Below are 23,009 nucleotides of genomic sequence, written 5' to 3'. Positions count from 1 at the left end.
CTCAGTGGGCAGGCGTCGCGGAAATCCCTGGGACGGGGAGGTTTTCGTTGCGGGTGAGTACTCCGGTGATCAGGACTCGGAAGAGTTCGGTGACGGTGGGGGCGAATTCCAGGCGCAGGGCCGCCAGGGTGGGGTCGGCGGTGTAGGCGGCGAGCATGGCGGGGCTCGGGTTGGTGTGTGACCAGATGCCGCCCGCCAGCATGCCGACGCTGCCGGACAGCCGGAGGGCGTCGAATTCGCCGATTTCGGGGAGTTGGTTTCGGATCAGGCCGGCCAATTCCACGTAGTTCTGCAGGGTGGCGCGCTTGTAGCGCGCGGCGACCTCCGCCGACACATTGTGTTCCAGGACGGAGGACTGCGCGCCGAGTAGGTCGCACAGGACAGGGCGTTCGGCGAGGGATTCGGCGATCACTGCCGCCATCCGATCCCCCCGCTGCCGCAGGTCGCCCTCTGTTTTCGCGAATTCCTCGAAGGTGCGCGACAACTCGGCCAGCCAGGCCCGCTCCTCGGCGTCGAGCAGTTCGAGCAGGATCGCCTCGCGGGATTCGAAATAGCGCAGCACATTCGATTTGGCCAGGCAGACCCGGCGGCTGAGTTCGTTCAGGCTCACCTTCGCGACGGGCATCTCCGTGAGCATGACGGCTGCGGTGTCCAGGATCTTGCGCCGGCGCTCGGTGCGCTGCTCGTCGTTGCGGGCGCGCTTGAAGGAGCTCATCACGATCACATTCTACAGACCAGCGGTCTCTTGTTAAGAGACCAGCAGTCTGTTAGCGTCGACGGTGTAACAGACCACCAGTCTTTAAGGAGCTTCCATGTACCAGGTGCCCGATCAGCAGGGGAAATACATCGTGATCACCGGCGCGAACAGCGGAACGGGGAAGGAGGCGGCCAAGCGCCTCGCCGCGGCCGGCGCCGACGTGGTCATGGCCGTCCGCACCCCCGCCAAGGGCGAAGCGGCACGCGACGAGATCCTGGCGGCCGTCCCGGACGCGTCCCTCCAGGTCCGCCGGATCGACCTGGCCGATCTGTCATCGGTCGAGGAGTTCGCGGCGGGCCTGATCGCCGACGGCCGTCCACTCGACGTCCTGATCAACAACGCGGGCGTGATGACCCCGCCGCAGCGCCTCACCACATCCGACGGCTTCGAGTTGCAGATGGGTAGCAACTTCCTCGGCCCGTTCGCCCTGACGCTGCGCCTGCTGCCGCTCCTGCTCGAGGCCCCGGCGCCACGAGTGACCACGATGAGCAGCGGAGTGGCCGACGGCGGCCGAATCCGCTTCGACGACATGCAATTCGAGCACGGCTACGGCCCGCTGGCCGCCTACGCCCAGTCCAAATTGGCCGACCTCATCCTGACCCTGCGCCTGGCCGAGATCGCGACGGAACGCGACTGGCCGCTCCTGTCCACCGGCGCACACCCCGGCTTCACCCGCACCAACCTCCAGACGGCCGGCGCCAGCCTCGGCGGCCGCCCCTCCCTCTTCAACCGCCTGACCACACTCCCGCTACTGCCCTCACAGGGCGTCGAGCGAGGCGCCGAACCCCTCCTGTTCGCGGCCGCGAGCCCGGAAGCAACCCAGGGCGCCTACTACGGCCCGAAATACAACCTGGTCGGCCCCGCCGCCCCGGCCCGCCCCACCCGCCGAGCCCGCAACCGCGACGTGAACACCCGCCTGTGGGCCGAAGCCGAACGCCTCACCGGAGTCTCCCTCCCAGCCTCCGTCGCCTGACCCGCTCACATTCCAACCCACCGCCCATTGGCCGGACCGAGGCCGCCGAGCAGCCGATGGACTTCCGTATACGAGAGACCGAACTTGGTGATCGTGGCGACGGGGATGGTGCCGTCCCCAGGGAGAGAGTGGAGGAACTGCGAGTCGCGTTGGTGCCGGGCCGACGCGAATTCGTTTGCCGCAGTGAGCATTACCTTGGTCGCCTCGGGATACCCATCGCAGAATGCCGCTTGCGCCGCCTTCAGCGCCGCCTCGGCATCGGCGTAGCGGGAGACGATGGCGACGATGCGATCGTCCGCGACGCGGCAGATCAGGGGCGCGTCCGGTCCGGGACCTGGTGAAACAGACTGGACTCCACGGAGTTTCGGGCGGCACAGCATCTCATCACAGTCTGCGTGGATCCGCACCAGCAGCCGGCCGAAGCGCTTAGGGACGGGTCCGGGGTCGATTCGGCAGTAGGTGAACGGCATGTCGACTCGCCGCTCGACATCGGACTGTTGAATTCCGGCCATAAAACCACCTCGTGTCGTGTGCGTGTCTGGGTGCGCCCGGACGCGGCGGTCATTTATTCTGTGCCGCAGGTAGTTTCGGTACGTGAAATCGGCGGGGGTACGAAGCCGAGCTGCGGGGGTGGATTTTGCCGATTCCTGTCGGGCGCACAGCCAGCACATCACTGCGGCGCTGTCCGGACTATGCCGAAACGAATGTTCAGACCAACTTGCCCAAAAGCCCAGGACCATGTGCGGATCTGCGGCGAAACGTGGGCAAAACCCGTTGTCGAGCGTGTTCAGTCGAGGAGGAACGCAGATGCCCCACGATGTATCGCCCACTCTGCTGCGACGTCAGCTCGGCCGGTTTCTCCGCGACAAACGAGAGCGGCAAGGTCTGACCATCCAGGAGGCGGCCAAGGAGGTGCAGCTCAGCTATAACGCGTTGCAGCGCTTGGAATCCGGGCGCACGGTCAACCCGCGGAAGCAGGACGTGCGGGAGCTGTGCATGGTCTACGAGGTCGACGCCGAGGAGACAGCACAGGCGGTCGACCTCGCCGCACGAGCCGCCGCTGCCAACGGTGAAGACGGGGTCACGGCGCTCGGTGGGATGTTCTCGGATGCGTTCAACATGTACGTCGGCATGGAGCGATCGGCGCGATGCCTCACGTCCTATGAAGTGCAGGTGCCCGGTTTGCTACAAACCGCCGACTATGCTCGCGCGCTGATCGGCGCGTTTCTGCACGACGGAACCGACGAGGAGATCGAACGTCGTGTGCAGATCCGCCTCCGCCGCCAGGTGATCGTCACTCGCAAAGCTCGGCCGGTGAATCTGGGGATTCTGCTCGACGAGTCCGCCTTGCATCGTGTGGTCGGCGACGCTCGTGTGATGCGCACGCAACTCGGCCAGCTCGCCGAGGTCGGCAAGCGCGACAATGTCAGTCTGCGGATCCATCCCCACTCCGCGGGATTCACTCGCGGAATCCTGCACGGCTCGTTCGTGATCCTCGACTTCGGCACGGACGGCAAGGGCAACCCTGTTGAGCCGCCGGTGGTCTACCTCGACGGTGGCATGAGCAGCGACCTCTACATGGACAAGCCGGAACTGGTCCAGCGATACACTGAGATGGCCGACGATATTCGGCGAACAGCGCTGGACGAGAAGTACACGCGAGACCTGCTTCGGCAGGTGGCGAAGGAGAAGTACGGTGACCGTTGATCTGTCCACAGCACGCTGGTTCAAGAGCAGCCGCAGCGCATCCAACGGTCAGTGTGTGGAGGTTGCATTCCTCGACGGTGGTCGGGTGGGGGTACGTGACTCCAAGAACCCTGACGGCCCGGCCCTGGTCTTCACGCCCGGTGAGTGGGACGCGTTCCTCGCCGGCGTGGACCTGTAGAAACAAAGAAACCCGCGCCATGGCGCGGGTTTCCTACTGTGGCTACCTGAATCAGATAGCGCGGACCTGCTGGGCCTGGGGGCCCTTCTGGCCCTGACCGACCTCGAACTCCACGCGCTGACCCTCGTCGAGGGACTTGAAGCCGGAGCCGGAAATCTCGGAGTAGTGGACGAACACGTCGGGGCCGCCACCGTCTTGCGCGATGAATCCGAAGCCCTTTTCGCCGTTAAACCACTTCACGGTGCCTTGCGTCATTACTTATTTTTTCTTCCTGTAGCGAGCCGGGAGTTCATCTGTTCAACAACCCGTGCCCGCCTGCAATCATGCCACAATCTGGAACTTTCTCCCAAAAGCGTGCCCGAGCCCACACCGACCCCCCTAGTGCCGTCCGCGAAGCTACCGGTGAGTACCCACTCGTGCGGGCCCCGAACTCCAGCGTCGATTCGCTATTACCCGCACGTCGGAGCATGATCCGGGCATGGACGAGCAGTATCCGCAGCCTCCTAGCCTGTTCAGTCACAGCGAGGCATCCGTCACCACCACCCCCACTCCTGGCGACGCCACAGCGAACCAACCGGTGTTCAGCAGCGCCGACGCGCCGGCCACCCCGGAACCGAACGACCCCGCTCCGCCCACCACGGATATCGAGCGGGACAAGGGTCCAAGGTCAACGGGCAGACGGGGGTGAGTCCCCGATTCTTGACCCGAAGGTCACCATATCGTCCGACACGGCAATCGGGGAGTAACCACCGGCGCAGGATGGGCGATCTGCTGGATGTTCGCCCTGTCTATTCGGGGAGTGACAGGGCGTAGCCCAACCATCGGATCGACAATAAGGAGGGGTGGTTTCGATGACGAACATGCCACCTCGGAATGTCCCACCCGCACAATACGGCTCACCGGCATACGGCGGATATCCGCCACAGCCACCGACGAAGAAGCGCCGGATGTGGCCGTGGGTTCTCGGCGGAATTCTCGCATTCTTCGTGCTGTTGTTCGGCGGATGTGCCGCGCTGTTCGGCGGGGCTGTGCACGAGGCCTCCAAGCAGGAGGCGGCACGGACCAGTGTGCAGCCCGCCGGGTCGGAGGTGCGGGACGGAAAGTTCGGGTTCGTCGTCACCGGAGTGGAGGGGCCCGTCGAGTCCGTCGGGGACAACGAGTACCTGAAGAAGGACGCCCAGGGTGAGTACGTGCTCGTGCACGTCGATGTCTCCAACACCGGGGATAAGCCGCAGACCTACTTCAGGGACAATCAGAAGCTGGTCGACGCTCAGGGCCGCGTCTATACGAACGACAGCGCGGCCGAGCTGAACCTGAACAAGGGGCTCGTCACGGACGTCAATCCCGGCAACAAGATATCCGTGGTTCTCGCCTACGACGTGCCTCCGGGGACGGTCCCGGCTGCCGTCGAGTTTCACGATTCGGCGTTCTCCGGGGGTGTCCGCGTGGCGATCGGGCAGTAGCGGTCGTCCGCAAGGGTCCAACGCCATCGGTTTCGCGCCGGCCGTCACCACCCCCGCGACCCAAGGTCACCGGGTTCCCGATCCCGCATCCGCATGGCTAACGGGGGTGGAGAATGGTAGATGTGGGAGGCGTCGGGTGGTGGGAGGCGTTGCTGGCGCCTGCTGTTCGGCAATAGGATCGACCACTTAACGGGGGCCGGTGGTGGTGGTGCCGAGGATGGAGGATCGGTGCTGCTCGGGTGCTGGCTCGGCATAGTAGATCAGGACACACCGGAATATCATGCACAACAGGGTTTTTCGTGTCTCGGCAGCTGTTGCCGCGGGCGCGGTCATATGTCTTGCCGGCGGTGCGCTCGCGGGCGCCTCGCCGGATCCCACGTCTGCCAGCCGAGGGGTCACCCCCGAGCGCAACCCCGTCGATCGTCAGTTCTTACGGCAGAGTCACCTCGACGATGCCGATCCGGTCCGCCAGGACGCGGGGATCCAGTTGGCCCACGCGGAGTGCGGGTGGCTGGAGGCCAACGGGAACTCGGGGTCCAACCAGGTCATGCTGGCCGAGAGTTTGCGGGGGTCGGTCGACTATCCGTACACGTTCCTCGCCGCAGCCGTGGACTCCTACTGTCCTTGGGCTCAGCTGCAACGACCCAGCGTGTCGTTCAAGTAGGAACCTTGATCTCATAGCCCGCGCAGCGCCGCCAGCACCTCGAACGCCACGTTCGCGGTGTCGAACAGCTGCCGGATCTCCGCGGCCGTCGCGTCGTGGAGCGCGGGGTCTTGCAGCGCCATACCGTTCCCGAAGACGATCACGTTGTAGCCCCCGTCCGCGAGCCGCAGCAGCGCCCCCGTCGCGACTCCCTGTCCCGCAAGCAGATCCAGCCCCTCGCCGAAGAAGTAGAGCCGCCACAGCGGGCCGAGGTCGACGCCGTATGCCGCCTTGGTCCGGTCCACGAGAGCGGGCCCGGACGAGGCGATGGCGTCCACGATCATGAAGTAGTCCGCCGCATTCGACGGCCGAGTCCCCACCGCCGCAACCGAATACGCCAGATCCACCGTGATGTGCGCGTTGTAGCCGACCATGGCGACCTGCGCGCCCGATACCTCGCATCGCCGGGCCAGGGCGTAGTACTCGGCCCAGTGCGGTTCCACCGTGCCGCCGGTGAATTCGGCGTGCAGGTTGTCGAGGTAGCGGCGGAGCAACTCCAGGCTGATCGCGTGGGCGTAGTCCGGGGAGTCGAAGGCCGCCGGGTCGCGCTGTAGCGGCATGACGGCCTGTTGCTCGGCGATGTCCAAACCGAGGGCGAACAGGCCGCGCCGATCCTGGTGCGCCACCAGGATTTCCGTGATCCGGTGCAGGTCGTCTACGCCGGTCTCCAAGCGCTGCAAGGGATTTCCGGAGAGGTGGGTGGTGTCGGAGAGGTCGGCGATGGTGGATATCTCGGAGTCGGACAGTGGGGAACCGCAGACGGTGGTGGGGACCTCGGCGTGGGATGCCGGGGCCACGCCCAGCCCGAGTGCCGCGCATACCGCGCCGATTGCCAGGGTTCGGGCCGCCGTCATGGGAGGGAGCCTAGGGCCGGGGGTGGATTCGTGCCGGGTGGAGTGGGTGGGGGTTGGGTAACCCCTATGGACGGGGTGGTCAGGGGCAGAGGGATTCCGGCCAAAAGCGTGCCGGAAAATGAGGAGACGAGGCGTGGCCCGACACGTCGCCAAATGCGCAAGATCGGTCAAGCGGCGGACGACCTGCGCGTACCAGACTGATACCCGTGACCAACGGACGGGATCGGGTGCGGGAGCTGCTGGATGCGGTGCTCGACGAGGGGAATGCGACGCTGGGGGCGATGGCGGAGGGGGCATTCGTTTCGCCGTATCACTTCGCGCGGCAGTTCTCGCGCGGGACCGGGGAGTCGCCGGTCGCGCTGCGGCGGCGGGTGCTGCTGGAGCGGGCGGCGTGGGAGCTGAGCACCGGGTCGTCCGTGACCGAGGTGGCGTTCGCGGCGGGATACGACTCGGTGGAGGGGTTCAGCCGGGCGTTCAGCAGGGCGTACGGGCATCCGCCGAGCGCGACGCCGACCACGGCGAGGCAGCACTGGCTACCGGCGGCGAACGGCATCCACTTCCATCCGCCGATGGCGCTGTGGGTGGAGAGCGAACCGAAAGGCAGACACGACATGGATCCGACCTCACTGCTGATCCATCACGATCTCGACGACACCCGCGCGCTGTTACGGCTGGCGGAGGGCCTCGGCGATGAGCAGTACCGGCGCGGCCGGGGCGCACACGCCGTCCTCGACTGGGACGGCCCCGACGACTCGATCGCGACGGCCCTGGACCACCTCGTCTGGACCAAGGAGATCTGGCTGGCGTCGATCGACGGCGCGGACACCCCGGAGCGCGGATCCGACGACCTGCCGGAGATCGCCCGCCGCCTGGAGGACGTGGCGCCGCGCTGGCTCGACACGATCCGCGCCATCGATCGGCGCGGCGGCTGGGGCGACACCTTGATCGACGCGCTGTGCGAACCGCCGGAGAGTTTCGTCCTCGGCAGCGTCGTCGCCCACGTCCTGACCTTCTCCGCGCACCGCAGGCAGCTGATACGGCACTGGCTGCGCGCCGAATTCCCCGACGGCACAACGGAAATAGACCACGGCGACCCGATCATGTGGCTACGACAGAGAGGCTGACCCTTGACCTTCACGACCTACTACACCGCGACCACCCTCGACGGTTTCATCGCCACCGCGGACCATTCCCTGGACTGGCTGCTGACCCGCGACAACGACGGCGACGGCCCTATGGGGTACGTCGGGTTCATCAAGGAGATCGGGGCAATCGCCATAGGCGCCAATACCTACCGGTGGCTGCTGGACAATCACCCCGAGGAGCCCTGGCCCTACGAGGTGCCGGCCTGGGTCTTCACCCACCGCACCTTCCCGCCCCGCACCGACGGCGCCGACGTCCGCTTCACCCAGGACCCGGTGCCCGCCGTGTACAAGGAGATGGCGGAGGCGGCCGGGGACAAGCGCATCTGGGTGGTCGGTGGCGGCGACCTGGCGGGCCAGTTCGCCGATCACGGCCTGCTGAACGAGGTGTGCGTCTCCATCGCCCCGGTCACCATCGGCGCCGGTGCGCCGCTGCTCCCCCGCCACGTCGAACTGAAGCTCACCGAACTGGCGCAGAACGGCGAATTCGCCTGCGCCCGTTACACAGTGGTCTGATCCTCACACGCGCCGGGAGGAGTCGGGTTTCATCCGGCCCTGCTCCACCAGCGTCGCGAAGGCCGCGGCCTTGCGCGCGCAGTTGTCGATGCCGCAGGTCCGGTGCTGCTGCATGGTGGCGTGTGCCTGGGTGACCGTGAACTCGCGCTGCGGCGCGGCGTGCGTCCAGTCCGAGAGCCAGGCGTCCGGACGCCGTCCCGCGGCATCGTTCCGCTCGGCGTCCGGACACCGAATTCCGTTGGCCGGCACCGCGACCGGGCGGCGAGTCGTGCGCAGGTGCGCGACACCCACCATCACCATGGTCACCGAGACCACGGCGGCGGCTATTACTACGAAGACGGGCCAATCGATCATGTCCGCCCCACCTCCTCACTCATCACGACGAACTGGTGCACTCGCGCAACGTTGCTGTCGAGGGTGGTTGAACCGGGTGCCGGCACCGGTTGTCCCAATTGTTGCTCGCACCCGCCACGGCCGCATTCCCACTGGTGGGAGCGGCTACCGCACCGCCGGCAGGATGTGCGGATTCAAGATCAGCAACGGGTCGACGCCGTTGCGGATCGCCTTCATCACCTCGATATCGACCTCCGACCGGGCCAGGTGGATCCACGACGCCTTCGATCGGCCGACGCCGTGTTCGGCGCTGATACTCCCGTCGTGCTCCGCGACCAGTTCGAAGACCCGGCCGGTGATCTTCCGCACCTGCCCGGGATCGACATCCAGCAGGTTGACGTGCACATTGCCGTCCGCGATATGGCCGAAGCAGATCAGCCGCGCGGCGGGAAACTCCGCCTCGACGGTGCGGGTGAGCGCGCCGACGAAGGTCTCGACCCCGGCCAGGGGCGTGGTGATGTCCAGCTTGACCGGCGGCGTCGTCGAGACGGCGTTGATCGCCTCGGTATGCCCCTCGCGGTAGCTCCACAGTCGGTCGCCGCGCTCGACCGTGGCGTCCACCACGAGATCGCTCGCCGCGTCCAGCGTGGCGAGCAGCAGCGATTCCGTATCCGGCGGTCCGGACACCTCGACCAGCAGGAAGTACGGCGTGGCGGCATTCAGCGGCGGACGCAGCGCGCGGTGCCGGCGCACCAGGTCCACCCCGGCCGCGGTCATCAGCTCCGCGGCCTCGATGGTCAGGCCCGTGCGGCGCAGCGCGTCGACCACCGCCGGCGCCGCGCCGACCGTCCGGATGCCGACGAGGGCGCACCGCGTCTGCGACGGCGGCACATGCAGTTTCATCAGGACCTTGGTGACGACGCCGAGCGTCCCCTCCGATCCGGCCAGCAGACTCGGCAGGTGGTAGCCGACATTGTCCTTGCGGAAGGTCTTCCAGCGGGTGAGCACGCGGCCGTCGGACAGCACGGCCTCGATGCCGAGCAGCTGGGCCCGGGTATCGCCGTATTTGATCATCCGCACGCCGCCCGCGTTCGTCGCCACGATCCCGCCGAGGGTCGCCGAATCCCGCGAGGCCAGGTCGATGCCGAAGGCGAGGCCCGCCTCCCGCGCGGCCGCCTGGGCGCGGGCCACGGTGACGCCGGCCCCGGCGGCGAGGGTGTGGCCGATCGGGTCCACGCCGTCGACGGTGTCCAGGCGCGCCAGGCTCAGCACGATCTCGCCGTCCATCGGGATCGAGCCGCCCACGAGCCCGGTGTTGCCGCCCTGCGGGACCACCGCGATCCCGGCCCGGCCGCACACCCGCATCACCCGCGCCACCTCGCGGGTGTCGGCGGGCCGGACCACAGCCGTTGTCGTCCCGTGCCACCGTCCGGTCCAGTCGGTGACGTAGTGCGCCGTCATGCCGGGATCGGTGAGAACGTGTGCCGCACCGACGATTTCGGTCAGTTCGTCGAGAATGTTCGAGGCCACTGCCCTACTCCTTCCCGGATGGATCGCGACCGCCGGTGTCGCCCCGCGGCGGCCGCTCGGCGAGCACCGGATACTGACCCGTGATACCCGCCCGCTCCGCCGCGATCCGCAGGACCCGCCCGCGCGTCACGAACCAGCCGCCGACCAGCACCGGAATCATGATCACCGCGGCGGCGATCACCGCGCCCCGCTGCACCTCGTCGTCGCTGAACGCCATGAGCCCGACGACGACGGCGAGGAAGATCAGCGTGGCGATGCTCGTGTACGGCGCGCCGAACAGGCGGAACGCCGGGCGTTCGAGCAGGCCCTGCCGCCACCGCTGCCACAAGCGTAGCTGGCAGAGCACGATGGCCGCCCACGCCGACAGCACGCCGATCGCCGACATGTTCAGCACGATCTCGTACGCCTTGTCCGGCACCACGGCGTTCAACCCGACACCGATCAGCGCGATCGCGCCGGTCGCGAGAATGCCCACGTAGGGCACGCCGCCCCCGGACATGCGCGCGGCCAGTGCCGGTGCGCTGCCGTTCATCGACATCGACCGCAGGATCCGGCCGGTGGAATACAGCCCGGCGTTGAGACTGGAGAACGCGGCGGTCAGGACGACCAGGTTCATCACCGAATCCGCCCCGCCGACACCGAGTTTCGAGAAGAAGGTGACGAACGGGCTGACCCCCGGTGTGAATGCCGTGTACGGCAGCAGCAGTCCGAGAATCACCAGCGAGCCCACATAGAACACCGCGATCCGGGCGATGACGGAGTTGATCGCACGCGGCATGACCTTCGCCGGATCATCGGTCTCCCCCGCCGCCGTGCCGACCAATTCCACTGCGGAATAAGCGAATACGACGCCCGTGGTGACGGTCACCAGCGGCAGCAGGCCGGTCGGGAACAGCCCGCCGTGGTCGCCGATCACGCCCGGGCCGGTCGTCTGCCCGTCCAGCGTGAACCGGCCCGCGAGGAAGACCGTGCCGACGACGAGGAAGGTGACCAGCGCCGCGACCTTGATCAAGGCCGCCCAGAACTCCAACTCGCCGAACCACTTCACCGACACCAGATTGATCGACACCACGATCACGAGGGCGATCAGCGCGATCGTCCACTGCGGTATCGCGTGGAACGCACCCCAGTAGTGCACATAGGTGGCGATCGCCGTGATATCCACGATCCCGCTCATGCACCAGTGGAAGAAGTACATCCAGCCGACGCCGAATGCCAGCTTCTCCCCGTAGAACTCGCGTGCGTAGGACACGAACGACCCGGACGACGGACGATGCAGCACCAGCTCGCCGAGGGCCCGCAGGATGAAGAAGACGAAGACGCCGCACACGCCGTAGACCAGGAACAACCCCGGCCCGGCGGTGTGCAGCCGACCGGCCGAGCCGAGGAACAGCCCGGTGCCGATGGCCCCGCCGATGGCGATCATCTGGAGCTGACGCGGCCGCAATTCCTTGTGGTACCCCGCGTCCTCGGCGGCCAGCGAGTCCGCCGGAGGATCCGTCGCCATAGTGAGTCCTCCCCGCAGCGCTTCTATATATCGTCGTTCAATGTACCTACAAACAATGGCACGTTCAATAGGTAGATCTCCCCACCTGCGCGGATACGACAACGGCCGCGCCCCTCGGTGAGGGACGCGGCCGCGCGTCGTGGGCAACGGAGAAGACCGTGCCTCGGGTGAGAGCCGTGGTGGCCCAGAACCTACATCTCCGGCAGGCGGTCCCCCTGCACCAGCTCCATATCGAGATCGATCTTCACGGTGGTACCGACCGCCGCGACGCCCGCCCGCACCACGGCGTTGTAGTCGATGGCGAAATCGTCACGGCGCAACAGGGTTTCGGCGTGGAACGCGGCGCGGACGCCGCCCCACGGATCCGGCCCGTACCCGCCGTAGGTGAGGTTCAGGTCGACCGGGCGGCGCTGACCGTGCAGGTCCAGCTCGCCCGTCATGACCCAGCTGTCGGCGCCGGTGCGCCGCAGGCCGGTGCTGTGGAATCCGATCACCGGGTACACCTCGACGTCCAGGAACTCCGCCGAGCGCAGATGGTCGTCGCGCATGCCGATGCCGGTATCGATACTGGCGGCCTTGATCTCGGCGTAACCCGTTGTGCGCTCGAAGTTCTCGGCCACGTCCAGCCGCCCGCCGACATCGGCGAAGCGGGCCTTGATACTCGCGATGCCGAGGTGGCGCGCGGTGACCACGACCGACGAGTGCACCGGATCGATGGTCCAGGGACCGGCCGGCGGCGTCTCCACCGAATCCGTCTCCGGATCCAGCCGGATGTCGCCGAGCGTCCCGCTGCCCGCCGACGACACCCGTGCGATCTGCGCGACCGGCTTGTGGCCGGGCGCGGTGACCACCGCGGTGTGCATGCCGGCGGGCAGGGGGTCGGTGGCGGCCGCCCCCGTCTCATCGGCCACCGCCCGGGCCAGCTGACGCCCCTCGAGGCTGGTGACGGTCAGGACCGCACCCGCCACGGGCCAGCCGTCGACAGTGCGAATCTGCGCGGTCAGTCCACTCATGACAGCTCCACGTGCTCGTCGACGTCGTAGCCGAGCCGGACGTCGTGGTCGAGTTCGCCGCCCGATACGGTCACCCGGCCGGTCACCGGCGGATAGCCGCGGGCGACGACGGTGTAGTCGCCCTCGGGCAGATCGGTCACCGCGTAGCGTCCGTCCTCGTCGGTGCGGGCGGTGCCGACGGTCGCACCGCTCGCGTCGAGCACGGTGATCTGGGCGTCGTGCACCGGCCGGCCGTCGGCGCGGACCGCTCCGGACAGCATCGCCATCGCCGACAGGTCGACGTCGAACCGCAGCTTGCCGCTGTCCGGGATCGTCAGCGTGGTCGCGGTGGGCCGCATGTGCTCGGCGACCGCCACCAGGGTGTAGGTCCCCGCCACCACGCCGTGGCACAGGTAGGCGCCGTCGCCGGCGGTGACGGCCGCGCCGACCACCTCACCGCGCAGATCGGTCACCGTGACCGTCGCACCGGAGATCGGTTCGCCGCGCCCGCTCGTGCGGACGATGCCCGACAGCTCGCCGGAACCCTGGAGGGTCAGATCCAGCCGCTGCCCGCTGCCGCCGACGGAGACGTTCACGGCGGTGGGCTGGTGGCCGGTCGCCGACACGATCAGCACATAGCTGCCGGGGGTGGGCGGTTCGATCGTGTACGAGCCGCCGCCGTCGCCGGTCGCGCGCGAAACCTGGTGTCCGCGTTGGTCGATCAGCGTCAGGGCCGCACCCGCTACCGGGCTGCCGTCCTCGCGGCGGATGCGCCCGCCGATCGCGCGGCCACCCGTCGAGGCGACCGGCTGGGCCGACGCGACCGCCGATACCCGTTGCGCCGCATGGCCGTTGGTGGCCGAGTGGCGACCGCCCGCCGCGGCGAGCACCGGCTCCGGCTCGGAGAACACCTGCGCGGCGTTCTCCCACACTTGATCTTCGGCCCACTCGGCCTCGGCCCGGGACTGCCCGGCCGCGACCGGCACGGACATGCTCGCCGCGCTCGGCTGGGCATCCACGGATTCGGGTTCGGGCTTCGGCTGGGCCGTGGACGGATCCTGCAACGGAATCTCCTTCATGAACATCAGCACGACGCAGGCCAGCAACGCCACACCCGCCGCGACGAAGAACACGCCGTGCATCGAGTTGGTGAAGCCCACCAGGATCGGTTCGCGCACCTGGTCGGGCAGCGCCGCGATACTCGCGGTGTCGGACTGCATCTGGCTGAGCTTGTCGGTGTCGAATCCGGCCGGCAGCCGCCCGCCGAACGCGTCGAGGATCTTGTGCGGCAGCAGGTTGAACAGGATGGTCAGGAACACCGCCACACCCAGCGTGCCGCCGATCTGCCGGAAGAAGGTCGCCGACGCCGTCGACACACCCATATCCGTGCGCGGGCCGGCGTTCTGCGCCGCGATGATCAGTGTCTGCATACAGCAGCCCAGGCCCAGGCCGATGATGCCGCCGAAGACCAGCGGCTGCCACAGGACGCTGTCGTAGTGCACCTGCGCGTAGAGCAGCGCGCCGACCGTGATGATGAACGTGCCGATCACGGGCAGGATCTTGTAGCGCCCGGTGAGCTTGGTGACCTGACCGGCGACCATCGAGCCGACCATGATGCCCGCCACCAGCGGCAGCATCAGCAGACCGGCCTCGGTCGGCGAATATCCGCGCACCACCTGGAAATACAGCGGCACCATCGAGATCGCGCCGAACATCGCGATACCCACGATGAACCCGCCGACGATGGTCACCGAGAAGGTGGAGTTCTTGAACAGCCGCAACGGGATCAGCGCGGCGTCCTTCATCAGGTACTCGACGACGATGAACAGCACCAGGCCGACCGCGCCGATGCCGTAGCAGATCAGCGCCTTACTCGAATCCCAGCCCCAGCTGCGGCCCTGTTCGGCCACGATCAGCAGGGGCACGACACAGATGGACAGCGCCACGGCGCCGAACCAGTCGACGCGGAGTTTCTGCCGCTGATGCGGCACGTTGAGCACCTTGGCGACGACCGCGAGGGCGATGACGCCGACCGGCACGTTCACCAGGAACACCCAGCGCCAGCCGTCCAGGCCCCACAGCGTGTCGTAGTCGGAGAACAGGCCGCCCAGCACCGGGCCCAGCACGGTCGACGTGCCGAACACCATCATGAAGTAGCCCTGGTACTTCGCCCGCTCACGCGGCGGCACGATGTCACCGATGATGGTGAGCGCCAACGACATCAGGCCACCGGCGCCCAGGCCCTGGAAGGCGCGGAAACCGGCGAGCATGTACATCGAGGTGGCGAACGTACAGGCCGCCGAGCCGACCACGAACAGGAAGATCGCGATCAGATAGAACGGCTTGCGGCCGTAGATGTCGGCCAGCTTGCCGTACAGCGGGGTGCTGATGGTCGCCGTGATCAGGTAGGCGGTCGTCGCCCACGCCTGCTGGTCGAAGCCGTTGAGGCTGTTGGCGATCCGCACGATCGCCACGCTCACGATGTTCTGGTCGAGCGCGGCCAGGAACATGCCCAGCAGCAGACCCGACAGAATCGTCATGATCTGCCGGTGCGACAGTGCCGTCCGCGCACCGGCGTCCAGTTCCGGCTGCGCCGCCGGTGCCTGGGTGGTCGAAGTTGTCATCAATCAAGCCCTATTCGAATCGGCTGTGGCTGTGGTCTTTTCGATACCTGTGACGAGACGCTCGACCAGTCCGGTCAGCGTCGCCCGGTCCTGCTCGGGCCAGTCGGCCAGCACCTGTGCCAGCCAGTGGTTGCGGAAGCGACGGTTCTCCTCGAAGACGCGCTCACCCTCGGAGGTGGCCGCCAGTACGCAGGCCCGCCCGTCCACGGGGTCGGCCCGGCGTTCCACCAGGCCGTGCCCGACCAGGCTCCTGGTCTGCCGGCTGATGGTGGAGGTCTCGGCGTGTAGCATTTCGGCGAGCTTCCCGGTTCGCTGTGGGCCGTCGTGGACCAGGCAGAACAGCACCGCGTAGGCCAGCCGCTCCAGCCCGTCCGGGCCGTGCTTGGCCAGCTGCGACTTCGTTCTTCCGACCGCTCGCATGAGCCGGACCAACTGCGCGCCGAGCTGGTCGGCGACATCGTTCTCGGCTGCTGTGGCACCGGGATCACAGGCTGTGACGACCATGATCAGGCTTCCTTTTTCCCCGCACACATTTGTTTAGCACTTACAACTAGTTGCTGAAGCCAACTATACATACCGGAGGTGGTACCTCCGCAAGCGGATTATCCGCACCGCCCCTACACCTCGCCGGAGCCTCCGGAACCCTATCCGACCAGGTCGGCAAGACACTCCCAGCAGTGGAACCCGGCCACCGCCGACCACCTGTGGGCAGGAACACACACCGGGGCGTTCCTATTCCGTCCGATATGCCCGAATCAGGCCGTCCGCCTGCGGTGTTCGGCCACGTGCACCCTGGTGGAACAGCGGGTGGAGCAGAAGCGGCGACGGCCGTTGCGTGAGGTGTCGATGAAGACGGCCGGGCAGCCTTCCCGCGCGCAACGGCCGATCCGAGTGGGGTCCTCGCAGAACAGCGTCGCCAGACCGGCGGCCGTATAGGCCTTCACCCGCTCGTCCATCGGGTCGCCCTCCCACGCGTAGTGCAGGTGCGGCGCGCGGCCGTCGTGGGTGGAAATGTATGGGCGGCTTGTGGTTTCGGCCAGCAGGGCATTGAGCCGATCGACCGTCGGATCGGCGAACACCTCGTCCAGCCGGTGGATCCAGCGGCGCAGGGCGGCGTCCTGCCGGTCGTTCAGCGCGGTGATCGGGCGGTAGCCGAATTCGTCGAGCAGGCGGACCAGATCGGCGCCACGCTCGGCGTTGACGAGTACGGCCGCGAGTTCCGCGGCCACGCCGCCGTAAGGGTTGAACTGCACTAGGTCATTACATCACGCTGAGACGTATGAACGCGAGATGCCCCTCCTGCTCCTGGCCGTCCCCGGCCCTCGTCTCCTCACACGGATCCGTGCACTATCTGCGCTGCGTGTGCGGGCGCTGGCTGGTCGTCGACGAGGGCGCGGTGGTGGCGTCGGCGGGGTCCAGTCAATTCAACGAGGCGGCCGCCGGACCGATCGAAACCTCCGGATTTCGGGCCAGTAGACGATGAGTGGTTCTTGCCCGTCATCCGTCCCGTTCCCATGATGAGGCGATGACCGCACCTATCTCGGCGGCGCATCCGCTGCCGGCGTCCGTCCGGGACCTCTTCGCCCCGACGGTCACCTTCCTCAACACCGCCAACTACGGCCTGCTGCCCACCTCCGTCGCGGAAGCCGTCGCGACCGCCGGAGCCCAGCGCGCGAACGGCACGTTCGAGAGCCCGTCGCTCGACGAGGTCGTGGACCGCTGCCGGGCGTACTTCGGCGAGCTGACCGGGTACGCGCCCGGCCAGGTCGCGGTCGGTACGCAGGTGTCGCAGCTGGTGTCGCTGATCGCGGCCACGCTGCCGGCGGGTGCGTCGGTCGTGGTGCCCGAGGGCGAATTCACCTCCGTGCTCTGGCCCTTTCTGGCCCGTCCCGATCTGCGGGTGCGTACCGCCCCCTTGACCGGACTCGCCGAGGCGCTGCGTCCGGGCGACGATCTGGTCGCGGTGTCGGTGGTGCAGTCGGCGGACGGCGCGGTGGCCGATACGGCGGCCGTGGTCGCCGCGGCCCGGACCTGCGGCGCGCGCGTGCTTTTCGATCTCAGTCAGGCGGCCGGGTGGTATCCGGTGCGCGACCTCGGCGCCGACTGGGTGGTGAGCGTCGGCTTCAAGTGGCTGCTCGGGCCGAAGGGCACCTCGTTCCTCGCCGGCACCGACGAGGCGCTGGCGCTGCTGCGGCCGCTCGCGGCGGGCTGGTACGCCGGGTACAACCCGTGGGAGACCTGCTACGGCGGACCGCTGCGACTGGCAAGCGACGCAAGCAGATTCGATCTGTCGCCGGTATGGGAGGCCTCGACCGGCCAGCAGCTGGCGCTGGAACTGGTGTCCGGTATCGGAATCGACGCGATCCATCGCCACGATCTCGCGCTGGCCGATCGACTGCGGGCCGGATTGGGCCTGCCGCAGGGGGATTCGGCGATCGTCTCGATCGAGGTCCCGCCGGAGCGGCTGCTGCGGCTGAGGGAGGCCGGCGTCGTGGGCTCGGTGCGCGCCGGGCGGCTGCGGCTGAGTTGTCACCTGTACAACACCGACGACGATATCGACCGCGCCCTAACGGTATTGGCAAGTTAGCGACACATTAGCCAGCGTGGCCGCATAGAATCTGCGGGACCGACTCGAAAGGGACCCGCAGCATGGAAGCGGTCATCACGGAAGTCGCCGTCGAAGGTAAACGGCTGATCGACGACGCATGGCTCGGCAGGATCACCCGCGACCAGGCCGTGCACAGGTTCGTCCAGGTCGGCGACGGAATGGTCGAATACTCGACCGCCGAGGACATCGTCGACGACGGTCTGGCCTGGCTGGATTCGCACTCCACCAGGCTGCGCCTGCTGGGCTGGTGCTCACTGCTGGAACTACCGATCTTCGGCAGCCTGGCGGTGGTCGGCGTCGTGACCGGCGACTACCTGGCGGCGGGCGTCGCCGTCGTCCTACTGGTGGCGTTGCAGTACCTGCACCGGCGCTTCGCGCCGCACCCCGCCCCGGTGCTGCGGCGCCCGCGCGCCCGCCGCTGAGGATCTGCCCGCACGGTGAGCGGCACTGCATACCATGGCCGGATGACCAAGGCTCAGCGTCTGCACGTGGTTCCCTCGCGGTTTGCGGTGGAGCATCTGCCCGCCGCGACATTTCCCGAGGATGACGAATGGATCGCGTTGGTGCGTGCCCCCGAGGGCCTGACCATGGTCCGCGAGGCGCCGCCGTGGGAGCGGGGCGAGGTGTGGATCGGGTTCTACGCCGGCGCGAGCGCGCACGGCCTGGACCAGCCCGGCATGCTGGCCGCGCTGGTCGTTCCGCTGGCCGACGCGTCGATTCCGGTCTTCGTCGCCTCCACCTTCCACGCCGACCTGGTGCTGGTCCCCGAGGCGAAGCAGGAGGAGGCGACCGACGCGCTCCGGGCGGCCGGACACGATGTCGCGGTGCCCAAGTGACGGCGCGGTGCGGCCCGGCAGCGACCACGGACGCCGCACCACGCACGACGCGGGCGATCACACGGCGTCCGGACGCCGTTTCTCAGCGAGACCGGCGTCGCGCCTCCTTCCACTCGCTGTACTGGTCGCGCAGGCACACCGCGCACGGGCGGTAGCCCGCCGCGACGGCGGTGGACTCGTCGGCGAAGAAGACGCGATGGGCGGCGTAACCTCCGCGCGCGAGGGCGCGGAGGGCGGCCGGGCAGTTCAGGCGGCCGTAGACACGCAGACGACGGTGGCCGCCCAGCGCGCCGGGAACCTCACTGCGATAAGGCTTTCCGTCCGCGCCGAGGAGTGTGTAGCCCATGGGCGCTACGCATCGTGGAAGACGAGGCCGAGCGTGCGCCGCTGTCCGGACCGGACAACGCTCACGCCGTGCCGCATGGGCGCGGCCGACCAGCCGCGCGCCCCGCGCACCGGGCGCTCCCGGGTGGTGAAGACGAGGCCGTGGCCCTGCGGCAGCGTCACCGCCGCACCGCGGGACTGGGCGCGCGGACGCTGCTCGACCATCAGGAATTCGCCGCCGGTGTAATCGTGACCCGGCACATCCAGGCCGATCACGACCTGGAGCGGAAATATCATGTCGCCGAACAGATCCCGATGCAGCGCGTTCCAGTCGCCCGGGCCGTACCGCAGCAGGATCTGCGCCGACTTGGCCTGGCCCGCCTGGTGACACTGGGCGATCCAGTCGTCGAGATCGGCCGGCCACGAGCCCGGGCGGCCGAGCCTGCTCGCCCAATCACGCGCTATCGGAAGCAGTTTCGGATAGAAGGCCGCCCGCAGCTCGCGGACCAGGTCCGGCAGGTCGTGGGTGAAGTAGCGGTACTCGCCCGAGCCGAACCGGTGGCGTGCCATGTGGATCGTGCTGCGGAACCGTTCGGCCCGGTCGTACAGGGCCGCGACCGAACGGCATTCGGCATCGGTGAGCAGCGGGCCGGTCAGCGCGTGCCCGTGCTCGTCGAGTTCGCCCGCCAGCGCGGCCCAATCCTGTTCCGCGACACGGGCGGCCGGTGCGGTCGGCACTGCGGTCGCCATCATGCCACCCGGCGGGCCCGCTCGAGCTCGAGCAGCCGCTGCTTGCTTTCCACTCCCCCGGCGTATCCGGTGAGCGAGCCGTCCGCGCCGATCACCCGGTGGCAGGGCCGCACGATCAGCAGCGGGTTGGCCCCGATGGCCGTGCCCACCGCGCGCACCGCCGCCCGCGAGGCCCCGATCCGGGCCGCGATCTCGCCGTAGGTGGCGGTGGCGCCGTAGGGGATCTCCTCCAGGGCCGCCCATACCCGGCGCTGGAATTCGCTGCCGCCGCCGGTGGATTCGATCTCGAACTCGGTCCGGCCGCCGACGAAGTAGTCCCGCAGCTGGGCGATCACCGCGGCGAAGGCCCGCGGGTCCTCGGTCCACTCGTCCCGCACCACGGGGCCTTTGCCGCCGCGCACGGAGAGTGAGGTGAGGACCACCCCAGTGCCCGCCTCATTGCCCGCCGGCTCCCCGACCAGCAATAGTTGACCGAGCGGGCTGTCGATGGTCGTGTACACGGTCATCGCGAATCCTTTCGCTTGTCGCGTCGTGTTCCACGGTCCAATCTGCCCCGACTCCCCTAGCTATACCGGCGGAAATCAGACATGTCGGTCCGGGTTGGGCGGGGCGAACGGCCACTCCTCGAACCAGGTGCAGCGGCCCTCGGCGTCGAATCGCAGCACCCACAGGTCGCGCCACCGCGACGGATCGTCGTGGGTGTACTCGACCTCCACCCGGACGACGGCGGTGTTCCCGTCCACGGCCACGACCTCGGAGCGCATGGTGAACGCCTCGTCCGGGCCGTCGCGATCCGCTTCCCAGAACTCCGCGAGCGCCGGGAGGCCGATGATCGGCTCCGCCCACGGCGTCACCAGATATCCCGCGCCGGGGGCGAACAACTCCCGCAGGCGGGCGGTTCCCCAGGACCGCCAGGCCCGTTCGTACGCTTCCACCCAGTTCTCCACAGCGGCCCGGTCCATATCCGGAACCTACCGCGCCGGGAACCGGCTGTTCGCTGTGAGGGAACGAACGATGCGGAATACCACCGTGATACGGCAGGGTTCCCTGTGATCGACACCGCTAGCAAGGAGATTCATGCGGATCATCGTTATCGGCGCCACCGGGACCATCGGCGCGCAGGTCGCCGCGGAGCTGGAGCGCGAGCACGAGATCGTCCGTGCGTCCCGCACCAGCGAGGTGCGGGTCGATATGGACGACACCGCCTCGATCGACGCCCTGTTCGAGACGGTCCCGGACGTGGACGCCGTAATCTGTTGCGCCGCCAGCGGAAAGCTCACCCCGCTGGACTCCGGCGACGACTTCTACCACGGCATCCAGGGCAAGCTGTTCGGCCAGGTCCACCTGGTCCGCACCGCCCTGCGCCACCTCCGCGACGGCGGCTCCATCACCCTCACCTCGGGCGTCTTCGACCGCCCCGAGCCCGGCATGACCTTCGGTGCCCTGGTCAACGGCGGCCTCGAGGCCTTCGTCACCGCCGCCGCCACCGAACTCCCCCGAGGCCTCCGCATCAACACCGTAAGCCCCGGCTGGATAACCGAAACCCTGGAATCCATGGGCCGAGACGGCGCCGACGGCACCCCCGCCCACGACGTCGCCCGCGCCTACGTAGAAGCCGTCCAGGGCACCCTGCAAGGCCAAACCCTCCGCCCGACCCGAGTAGGCGTCCTGACCATCTGAGCCCCGCTCAGACTTCTTGCAATGCGCGGGTGCGGTCGACCGGCTTCAAGGTCTTGTCGAGGTTCGTGCGCATGGTGGTGGCGGAGTCGAGGAGGTAGTTCTGGCGGACTCGCCAGGGGTGGCGGTCGCCCTGGCGGGGGAAATCGCCGATGGAGCGCTGGATGTAGCCGGAGGCCAGGTCGAGGAGAGGGCGCTCGTCGAGGTGGCCCTCGGGGCGGGGGACGACGGCGCGGTAGCCGCGACGGTCCATGTGCGCCAGCACTTTACAGACCAGGCGCGAGGTGAGGTCGGCGCGCAGGGTCCAGGAGGCGTTGGTGTAGCCGATGCAGACCGCGAAGTTCGGGACGCCGGTGAGCATGGCGCCCTGCCAGACGAACTGGTCGGACAGATCCACCGGCGCGCCGTCGACGGTCAGCGAGATGCCGCCGAACGCGAGCAGTTTCAGGCCGGTCGCGGAGACCACGATGTCGGCCTCCAGCACGCGGCCGGACGCCAGGCGGATCCCCTCGGGGACGAAGCTGTCGATGTGGTCGGTGACCACCTCGGCGGCGCCCTTCTTCATCGCCTTGAAGAAGTCGGCGTCGGGCACCGCGCACAGCCGCTGGTCCCACGGGTTGTAGGACGGCGTGAAGTGCTCGGCGACCAGCTTCTCGTCCTTCAGGATGCGCGTCGACAGCCCGGTGAGCAGCTTGCGCGCGGCCTCGGGCCGGCGGCGGCAGTACTGATAGAAGCCCACGTTGAACAGGATGTTCTTGGTCCGGATCACCCGGTGCGCCAGCTTGGGCGGCAGCAACTCGCGGATCCGGTCGGCGTATTTGTCACGCCCCGGCACCGGTGAGATCCAGGTCGGCGAGCGTTGCAGCATGGTGACCAGTTCGGCCTGCTCGGCCATGGCCGGCACCAGCGTCACGGCCGTCGCGCCACTACCGATCACGACCACCCGCTTGCCGGCGTAGTCGAGATTCTCGGGCCAGAACTGCGGGTACACCAGCTGACCGGCGAACGAGTCGGCCCCGGGGAATTCCGGTGTGTGCCCCTCGTCGTAGTTGTAGTAGCCGGCGCAGCAGTACAGGAATCCGCAGGTGAGGGTGCGGCGCTCGCCGCCCTGTTCGAGGGTGAGCGTCCAGCGCGCGTCCTCGCTGGACCATTCGGCGCCGATCACCTTGGTGCCGTAGCGAATTCGCTCGTCGATGCCGTACTGCCGCGCGGTCTCGGTGATGTAGCGCAGGATCGACGGACCGTCAGCGATCGACTTGGGGTCGCGCCAGGGCTCGAACGGGTAGCCGAGGGTGAACATGTCGGAATCCGAGCGGATCCCGGGGTAGCGGAACAGATCCCAGGTTCCGCCCAATGCCTCGCGCGCCTCGAGAATGGCGTAGCTGCGGCCCGGGTGTTCGGTCTGCAGCCGATAGGCCGCACCGATCCCCGACAGGCCCGCACCCACGACGACGACGTCGAGATGTTCTGCTGCCACGGTCATACCTCCAGTGTGCTGGCACGGGATCCGCGCCTCTTGACTCTACGCGACAAGT

Annotated in this window: 28 protein-coding genes; 12 read left to right on the top strand and 16 right to left on the bottom strand. The window is 68.1% G+C overall.

All coding sequences use genetic code 11. The annotated features are described in order from the left end of the window. Window position 1: 1 nt before the first annotated feature. Window positions 2–715, bottom strand: a complete 714-nt coding sequence (locus ON41_RS08525) for a TetR/AcrR family transcriptional regulator (RefSeq protein WP_051161139.1) — start codon at window positions 713–715, stop codon at window positions 2–4. Window positions 716–812: 97 nt separating this feature from the next. Here ON41_RS08525 and ON41_RS08520 point away from each other — a divergent pair, with 97 nt between their 5' ends. Next, entirely contained in the window at window positions 813–1,730 is a 918-nt protein-coding gene (locus tag ON41_RS08520) for an SDR family oxidoreductase (protein WP_040746683.1), read from the top strand. A 5-nt stretch (window positions 1,731–1,735) separates the two neighbouring features. Here ON41_RS08520 and ON41_RS08515 read toward each other — a convergent pair whose 3' ends face one another. Next, window positions 1,736–2,242, bottom strand: coding sequence for a hypothetical protein (locus tag ON41_RS08515; RefSeq protein ID WP_157185406.1), 507 nt, complete (start codon window positions 2,240–2,242; stop codon window positions 1,736–1,738). 271 nt (window positions 2,243–2,513) lie between these two features. Between ON41_RS08515 and ON41_RS08510 the strand changes: the two genes are divergently transcribed. Together ON41_RS08510 and ON41_RS08505 are read left to right on the top strand one after the other, a co-directional pair. Continuing rightward, a complete protein-coding gene (locus tag ON41_RS08510; protein ID WP_246829480.1) occupies window positions 2,514–3,437 on the top strand; it encodes a helix-turn-helix domain-containing protein in 924 nt (307 codons plus the stop codon). After that, complete coding sequence (locus ON41_RS08505) at window positions 3,427–3,615, top strand: DUF397 domain-containing protein (protein ID WP_040746678.1); 189 nt, start codon at window positions 3,427–3,429, stop codon at window positions 3,613–3,615. The genes ON41_RS08510 and ON41_RS08505 overlap by 11 nt, the downstream gene beginning before the upstream one ends. A 51-nt stretch (window positions 3,616–3,666) precedes the next feature. On the opposite strand, the gene ON41_RS08500 is transcribed toward ON41_RS08505, so the two are convergent. Then, entirely contained in the window at window positions 3,667–3,870 is a 204-nt protein-coding gene (locus ON41_RS08500; RefSeq protein WP_040746676.1) for a cold-shock protein, read from the bottom strand. 692 nt (window positions 3,871–4,562) lie between these two features. On the opposite strand from ON41_RS08500, the gene ON41_RS08495 reads away from it, so the two are divergent. Continuing rightward, a complete protein-coding gene (locus tag ON41_RS08495; protein WP_051161110.1) occupies window positions 4,563–5,078 on the top strand; it encodes a DUF4352 domain-containing protein in 516 nt (171 codons plus the stop codon). A gap of 280 nt (window positions 5,079–5,358) precedes the next feature. Then, window positions 5,359–5,742, top strand: a complete 384-nt coding sequence (locus ON41_RS08490) for a DUF732 domain-containing protein (protein ID WP_040746674.1) — start codon at window positions 5,359–5,361, stop codon at window positions 5,740–5,742. A gap of 11 nt (window positions 5,743–5,753) precedes the next feature. On the opposite strand, the gene ON41_RS08485 is transcribed toward ON41_RS08490, so the two are convergent. After that, on the bottom strand, window positions 5,754–6,635 hold the full coding sequence (locus ON41_RS08485) for a DUF5995 family protein (RefSeq protein ID WP_040746672.1): 882 nt from the start codon (window positions 6,633–6,635) through the stop codon (window positions 5,754–5,756). A gap of 206 nt (window positions 6,636–6,841) precedes the next feature. On the opposite strand from ON41_RS08485, the gene ON41_RS08480 reads away from it, so the two are divergent. Together ON41_RS08480 and ON41_RS08475 are read left to right on the top strand one after the other, a co-directional pair. Beyond that, a complete protein-coding gene (locus ON41_RS08480; protein ID WP_246829474.1) occupies window positions 6,842–7,759 on the top strand; it encodes a helix-turn-helix domain-containing protein in 918 nt (305 codons plus the stop codon). A gap of 3 nt (window positions 7,760–7,762) precedes the next feature. Beyond that, window positions 7,763–8,293 carry a dihydrofolate reductase family protein gene (locus ON41_RS08475; protein ID WP_040746668.1) on the top strand — a complete coding sequence of 177 codons (531 nt, stop codon included), beginning with the start codon at window positions 7,763–7,765 and terminating at the stop codon, window positions 8,291–8,293. 3 nt (window positions 8,294–8,296) lie between these two features. On the opposite strand, the gene ON41_RS08470 is transcribed toward ON41_RS08475, so the two are convergent. The 7 genes from ON41_RS08470 to ON41_RS08440 all read right to left on the bottom strand — a co-directional run bounded on the left by ON41_RS08470 (window position 8,297) and on the right by ON41_RS08440 (window position 16,532). After that, window positions 8,297–8,647 carry a hypothetical protein gene (locus ON41_RS08470; RefSeq protein ID WP_157185404.1) on the bottom strand — a complete coding sequence of 117 codons (351 nt, stop codon included), beginning with the start codon at window positions 8,645–8,647 and terminating at the stop codon, window positions 8,297–8,299. Between the two features lie 144 nt (window positions 8,648–8,791). Beyond that, complete coding sequence (locus tag ON41_RS08465; RefSeq protein WP_083905233.1) at window positions 8,792–10,087, bottom strand: FAD-binding oxidoreductase; 1,296 nt, start codon at window positions 10,085–10,087, stop codon at window positions 8,792–8,794. A gap of 73 nt (window positions 10,088–10,160) precedes the next feature. After that, window positions 10,161–11,663 (bottom strand): amino acid permease, encoded by a 1,503-nt coding sequence (locus ON41_RS08460; protein WP_040746665.1) that lies wholly within the window; start codon window positions 11,661–11,663, stop codon window positions 10,161–10,163. 191 nt (window positions 11,664–11,854) lie between these two features. Then, window positions 11,855–12,676: a YceI family protein gene (locus ON41_RS08455; RefSeq protein ID WP_040746664.1), complete on the bottom strand. Its 822-nt coding sequence runs from the start codon at window positions 12,674–12,676 to the stop codon at window positions 11,855–11,857. Then, window positions 12,673–15,279: an MFS transporter gene (locus ON41_RS08450; RefSeq protein ID WP_040746663.1), complete on the bottom strand. Its 2,607-nt coding sequence runs from the start codon at window positions 15,277–15,279 to the stop codon at window positions 12,673–12,675. Before ON41_RS08450 ends, ON41_RS08455 begins: the two co-directional genes overlap by 4 nt. Window positions 15,280–15,282: 3 nt before the next feature. Next, complete coding sequence (locus tag ON41_RS08445; protein ID WP_040746661.1) at window positions 15,283–15,783, bottom strand: MarR family winged helix-turn-helix transcriptional regulator; 501 nt, start codon at window positions 15,781–15,783, stop codon at window positions 15,283–15,285. 251 nt (window positions 15,784–16,034) lie between these two features. Continuing rightward, on the bottom strand, window positions 16,035–16,532 hold the full coding sequence (locus ON41_RS08440; RefSeq protein ID WP_040746659.1) for a CGNR zinc finger domain-containing protein: 498 nt from the start codon (window positions 16,530–16,532) through the stop codon (window positions 16,035–16,037). Between the two features lie 26 nt (window positions 16,533–16,558). On the opposite strand from ON41_RS08440, the gene ON41_RS40105 reads away from it, so the two are divergent. From ON41_RS40105 to ON41_RS08425, 4 genes are all read left to right on the top strand, one after another. Continuing rightward, window positions 16,559–16,762, top strand: a complete 204-nt coding sequence (locus ON41_RS40105; RefSeq protein ID WP_083905218.1) for a hypothetical protein — start codon at window positions 16,559–16,561, stop codon at window positions 16,760–16,762. Window positions 16,763–16,804: 42 nt separating this feature from the next. Next, window positions 16,805–17,866 carry an aminotransferase class V-fold PLP-dependent enzyme gene (locus tag ON41_RS08435; protein ID WP_040746657.1) on the top strand — a complete coding sequence of 354 codons (1,062 nt, stop codon included), beginning with the start codon at window positions 16,805–16,807 and terminating at the stop codon, window positions 17,864–17,866. Window positions 17,867–17,928: 62 nt separating this feature from the next. Then, window positions 17,929–18,309 carry a hypothetical protein gene (locus ON41_RS08430; protein WP_040746655.1) on the top strand — a complete coding sequence of 127 codons (381 nt, stop codon included), beginning with the start codon at window positions 17,929–17,931 and terminating at the stop codon, window positions 18,307–18,309. Window positions 18,310–18,351: 42 nt separating this feature from the next. Next, entirely contained in the window at window positions 18,352–18,723 is a 372-nt protein-coding gene (locus ON41_RS08425; RefSeq protein ID WP_040746653.1) for an ACT domain-containing protein, read from the top strand. Between the two features lie 82 nt (window positions 18,724–18,805). Here the strand turns inward: ON41_RS08425 and ON41_RS08420 are convergent, their stop codons facing one another. From ON41_RS08420 to ON41_RS08405, 4 genes are all read right to left on the bottom strand, one after another. Then, window positions 18,806–19,069 (bottom strand): Ada metal-binding domain-containing protein, encoded by a 264-nt coding sequence (locus ON41_RS08420; protein ID WP_040746651.1) that lies wholly within the window; start codon window positions 19,067–19,069, stop codon window positions 18,806–18,808. 5 nt (window positions 19,070–19,074) lie between these two features. Then, on the bottom strand, window positions 19,075–19,797 hold the full coding sequence (locus ON41_RS08415) for a 2OG-Fe(II) oxygenase (RefSeq protein ID WP_218003387.1): 723 nt from the start codon (window positions 19,795–19,797) through the stop codon (window positions 19,075–19,077). After that, window positions 19,797–20,303, bottom strand: a complete 507-nt coding sequence (locus ON41_RS08410; protein ID WP_040746647.1) for a methylated-DNA--[protein]-cysteine S-methyltransferase — start codon at window positions 20,301–20,303, stop codon at window positions 19,797–19,799. Before ON41_RS08410 ends, ON41_RS08415 begins: the two co-directional genes overlap by 1 nt. Window positions 20,304–20,378: 75 nt before the next feature. Continuing rightward, complete coding sequence (locus tag ON41_RS08405; RefSeq protein ID WP_040746645.1) at window positions 20,379–20,759, bottom strand: YybH family protein; 381 nt, start codon at window positions 20,757–20,759, stop codon at window positions 20,379–20,381. Between the two features lie 115 nt (window positions 20,760–20,874). Here ON41_RS08405 and ON41_RS08400 point away from each other — a divergent pair, with 115 nt between their 5' ends. Then, on the top strand, window positions 20,875–21,477 hold the full coding sequence (locus ON41_RS08400; protein WP_040746644.1) for a short chain dehydrogenase: 603 nt from the start codon (window positions 20,875–20,877) through the stop codon (window positions 21,475–21,477). A 7-nt stretch (window positions 21,478–21,484) separates the two neighbouring features. On the opposite strand, the gene ON41_RS08395 is transcribed toward ON41_RS08400, so the two are convergent. Continuing rightward, window positions 21,485–22,957: a flavin-containing monooxygenase gene (locus ON41_RS08395; RefSeq protein ID WP_040746643.1), complete on the bottom strand. Its 1,473-nt coding sequence runs from the start codon at window positions 22,955–22,957 to the stop codon at window positions 21,485–21,487. Between the last annotated feature and the right edge of the window lie 52 nt (window positions 22,958–23,009).

Source organism: Nocardia transvalensis NBRC 15921 (assembly GCF_000308875.1).
Taxonomy (GTDB): domain Bacteria; phylum Actinomycetota; class Actinomycetes; order Mycobacteriales; family Mycobacteriaceae; genus Nocardia; species Nocardia transvalensis.
This window is presented reverse-complemented; position numbering and strand designations above follow the sequence as displayed.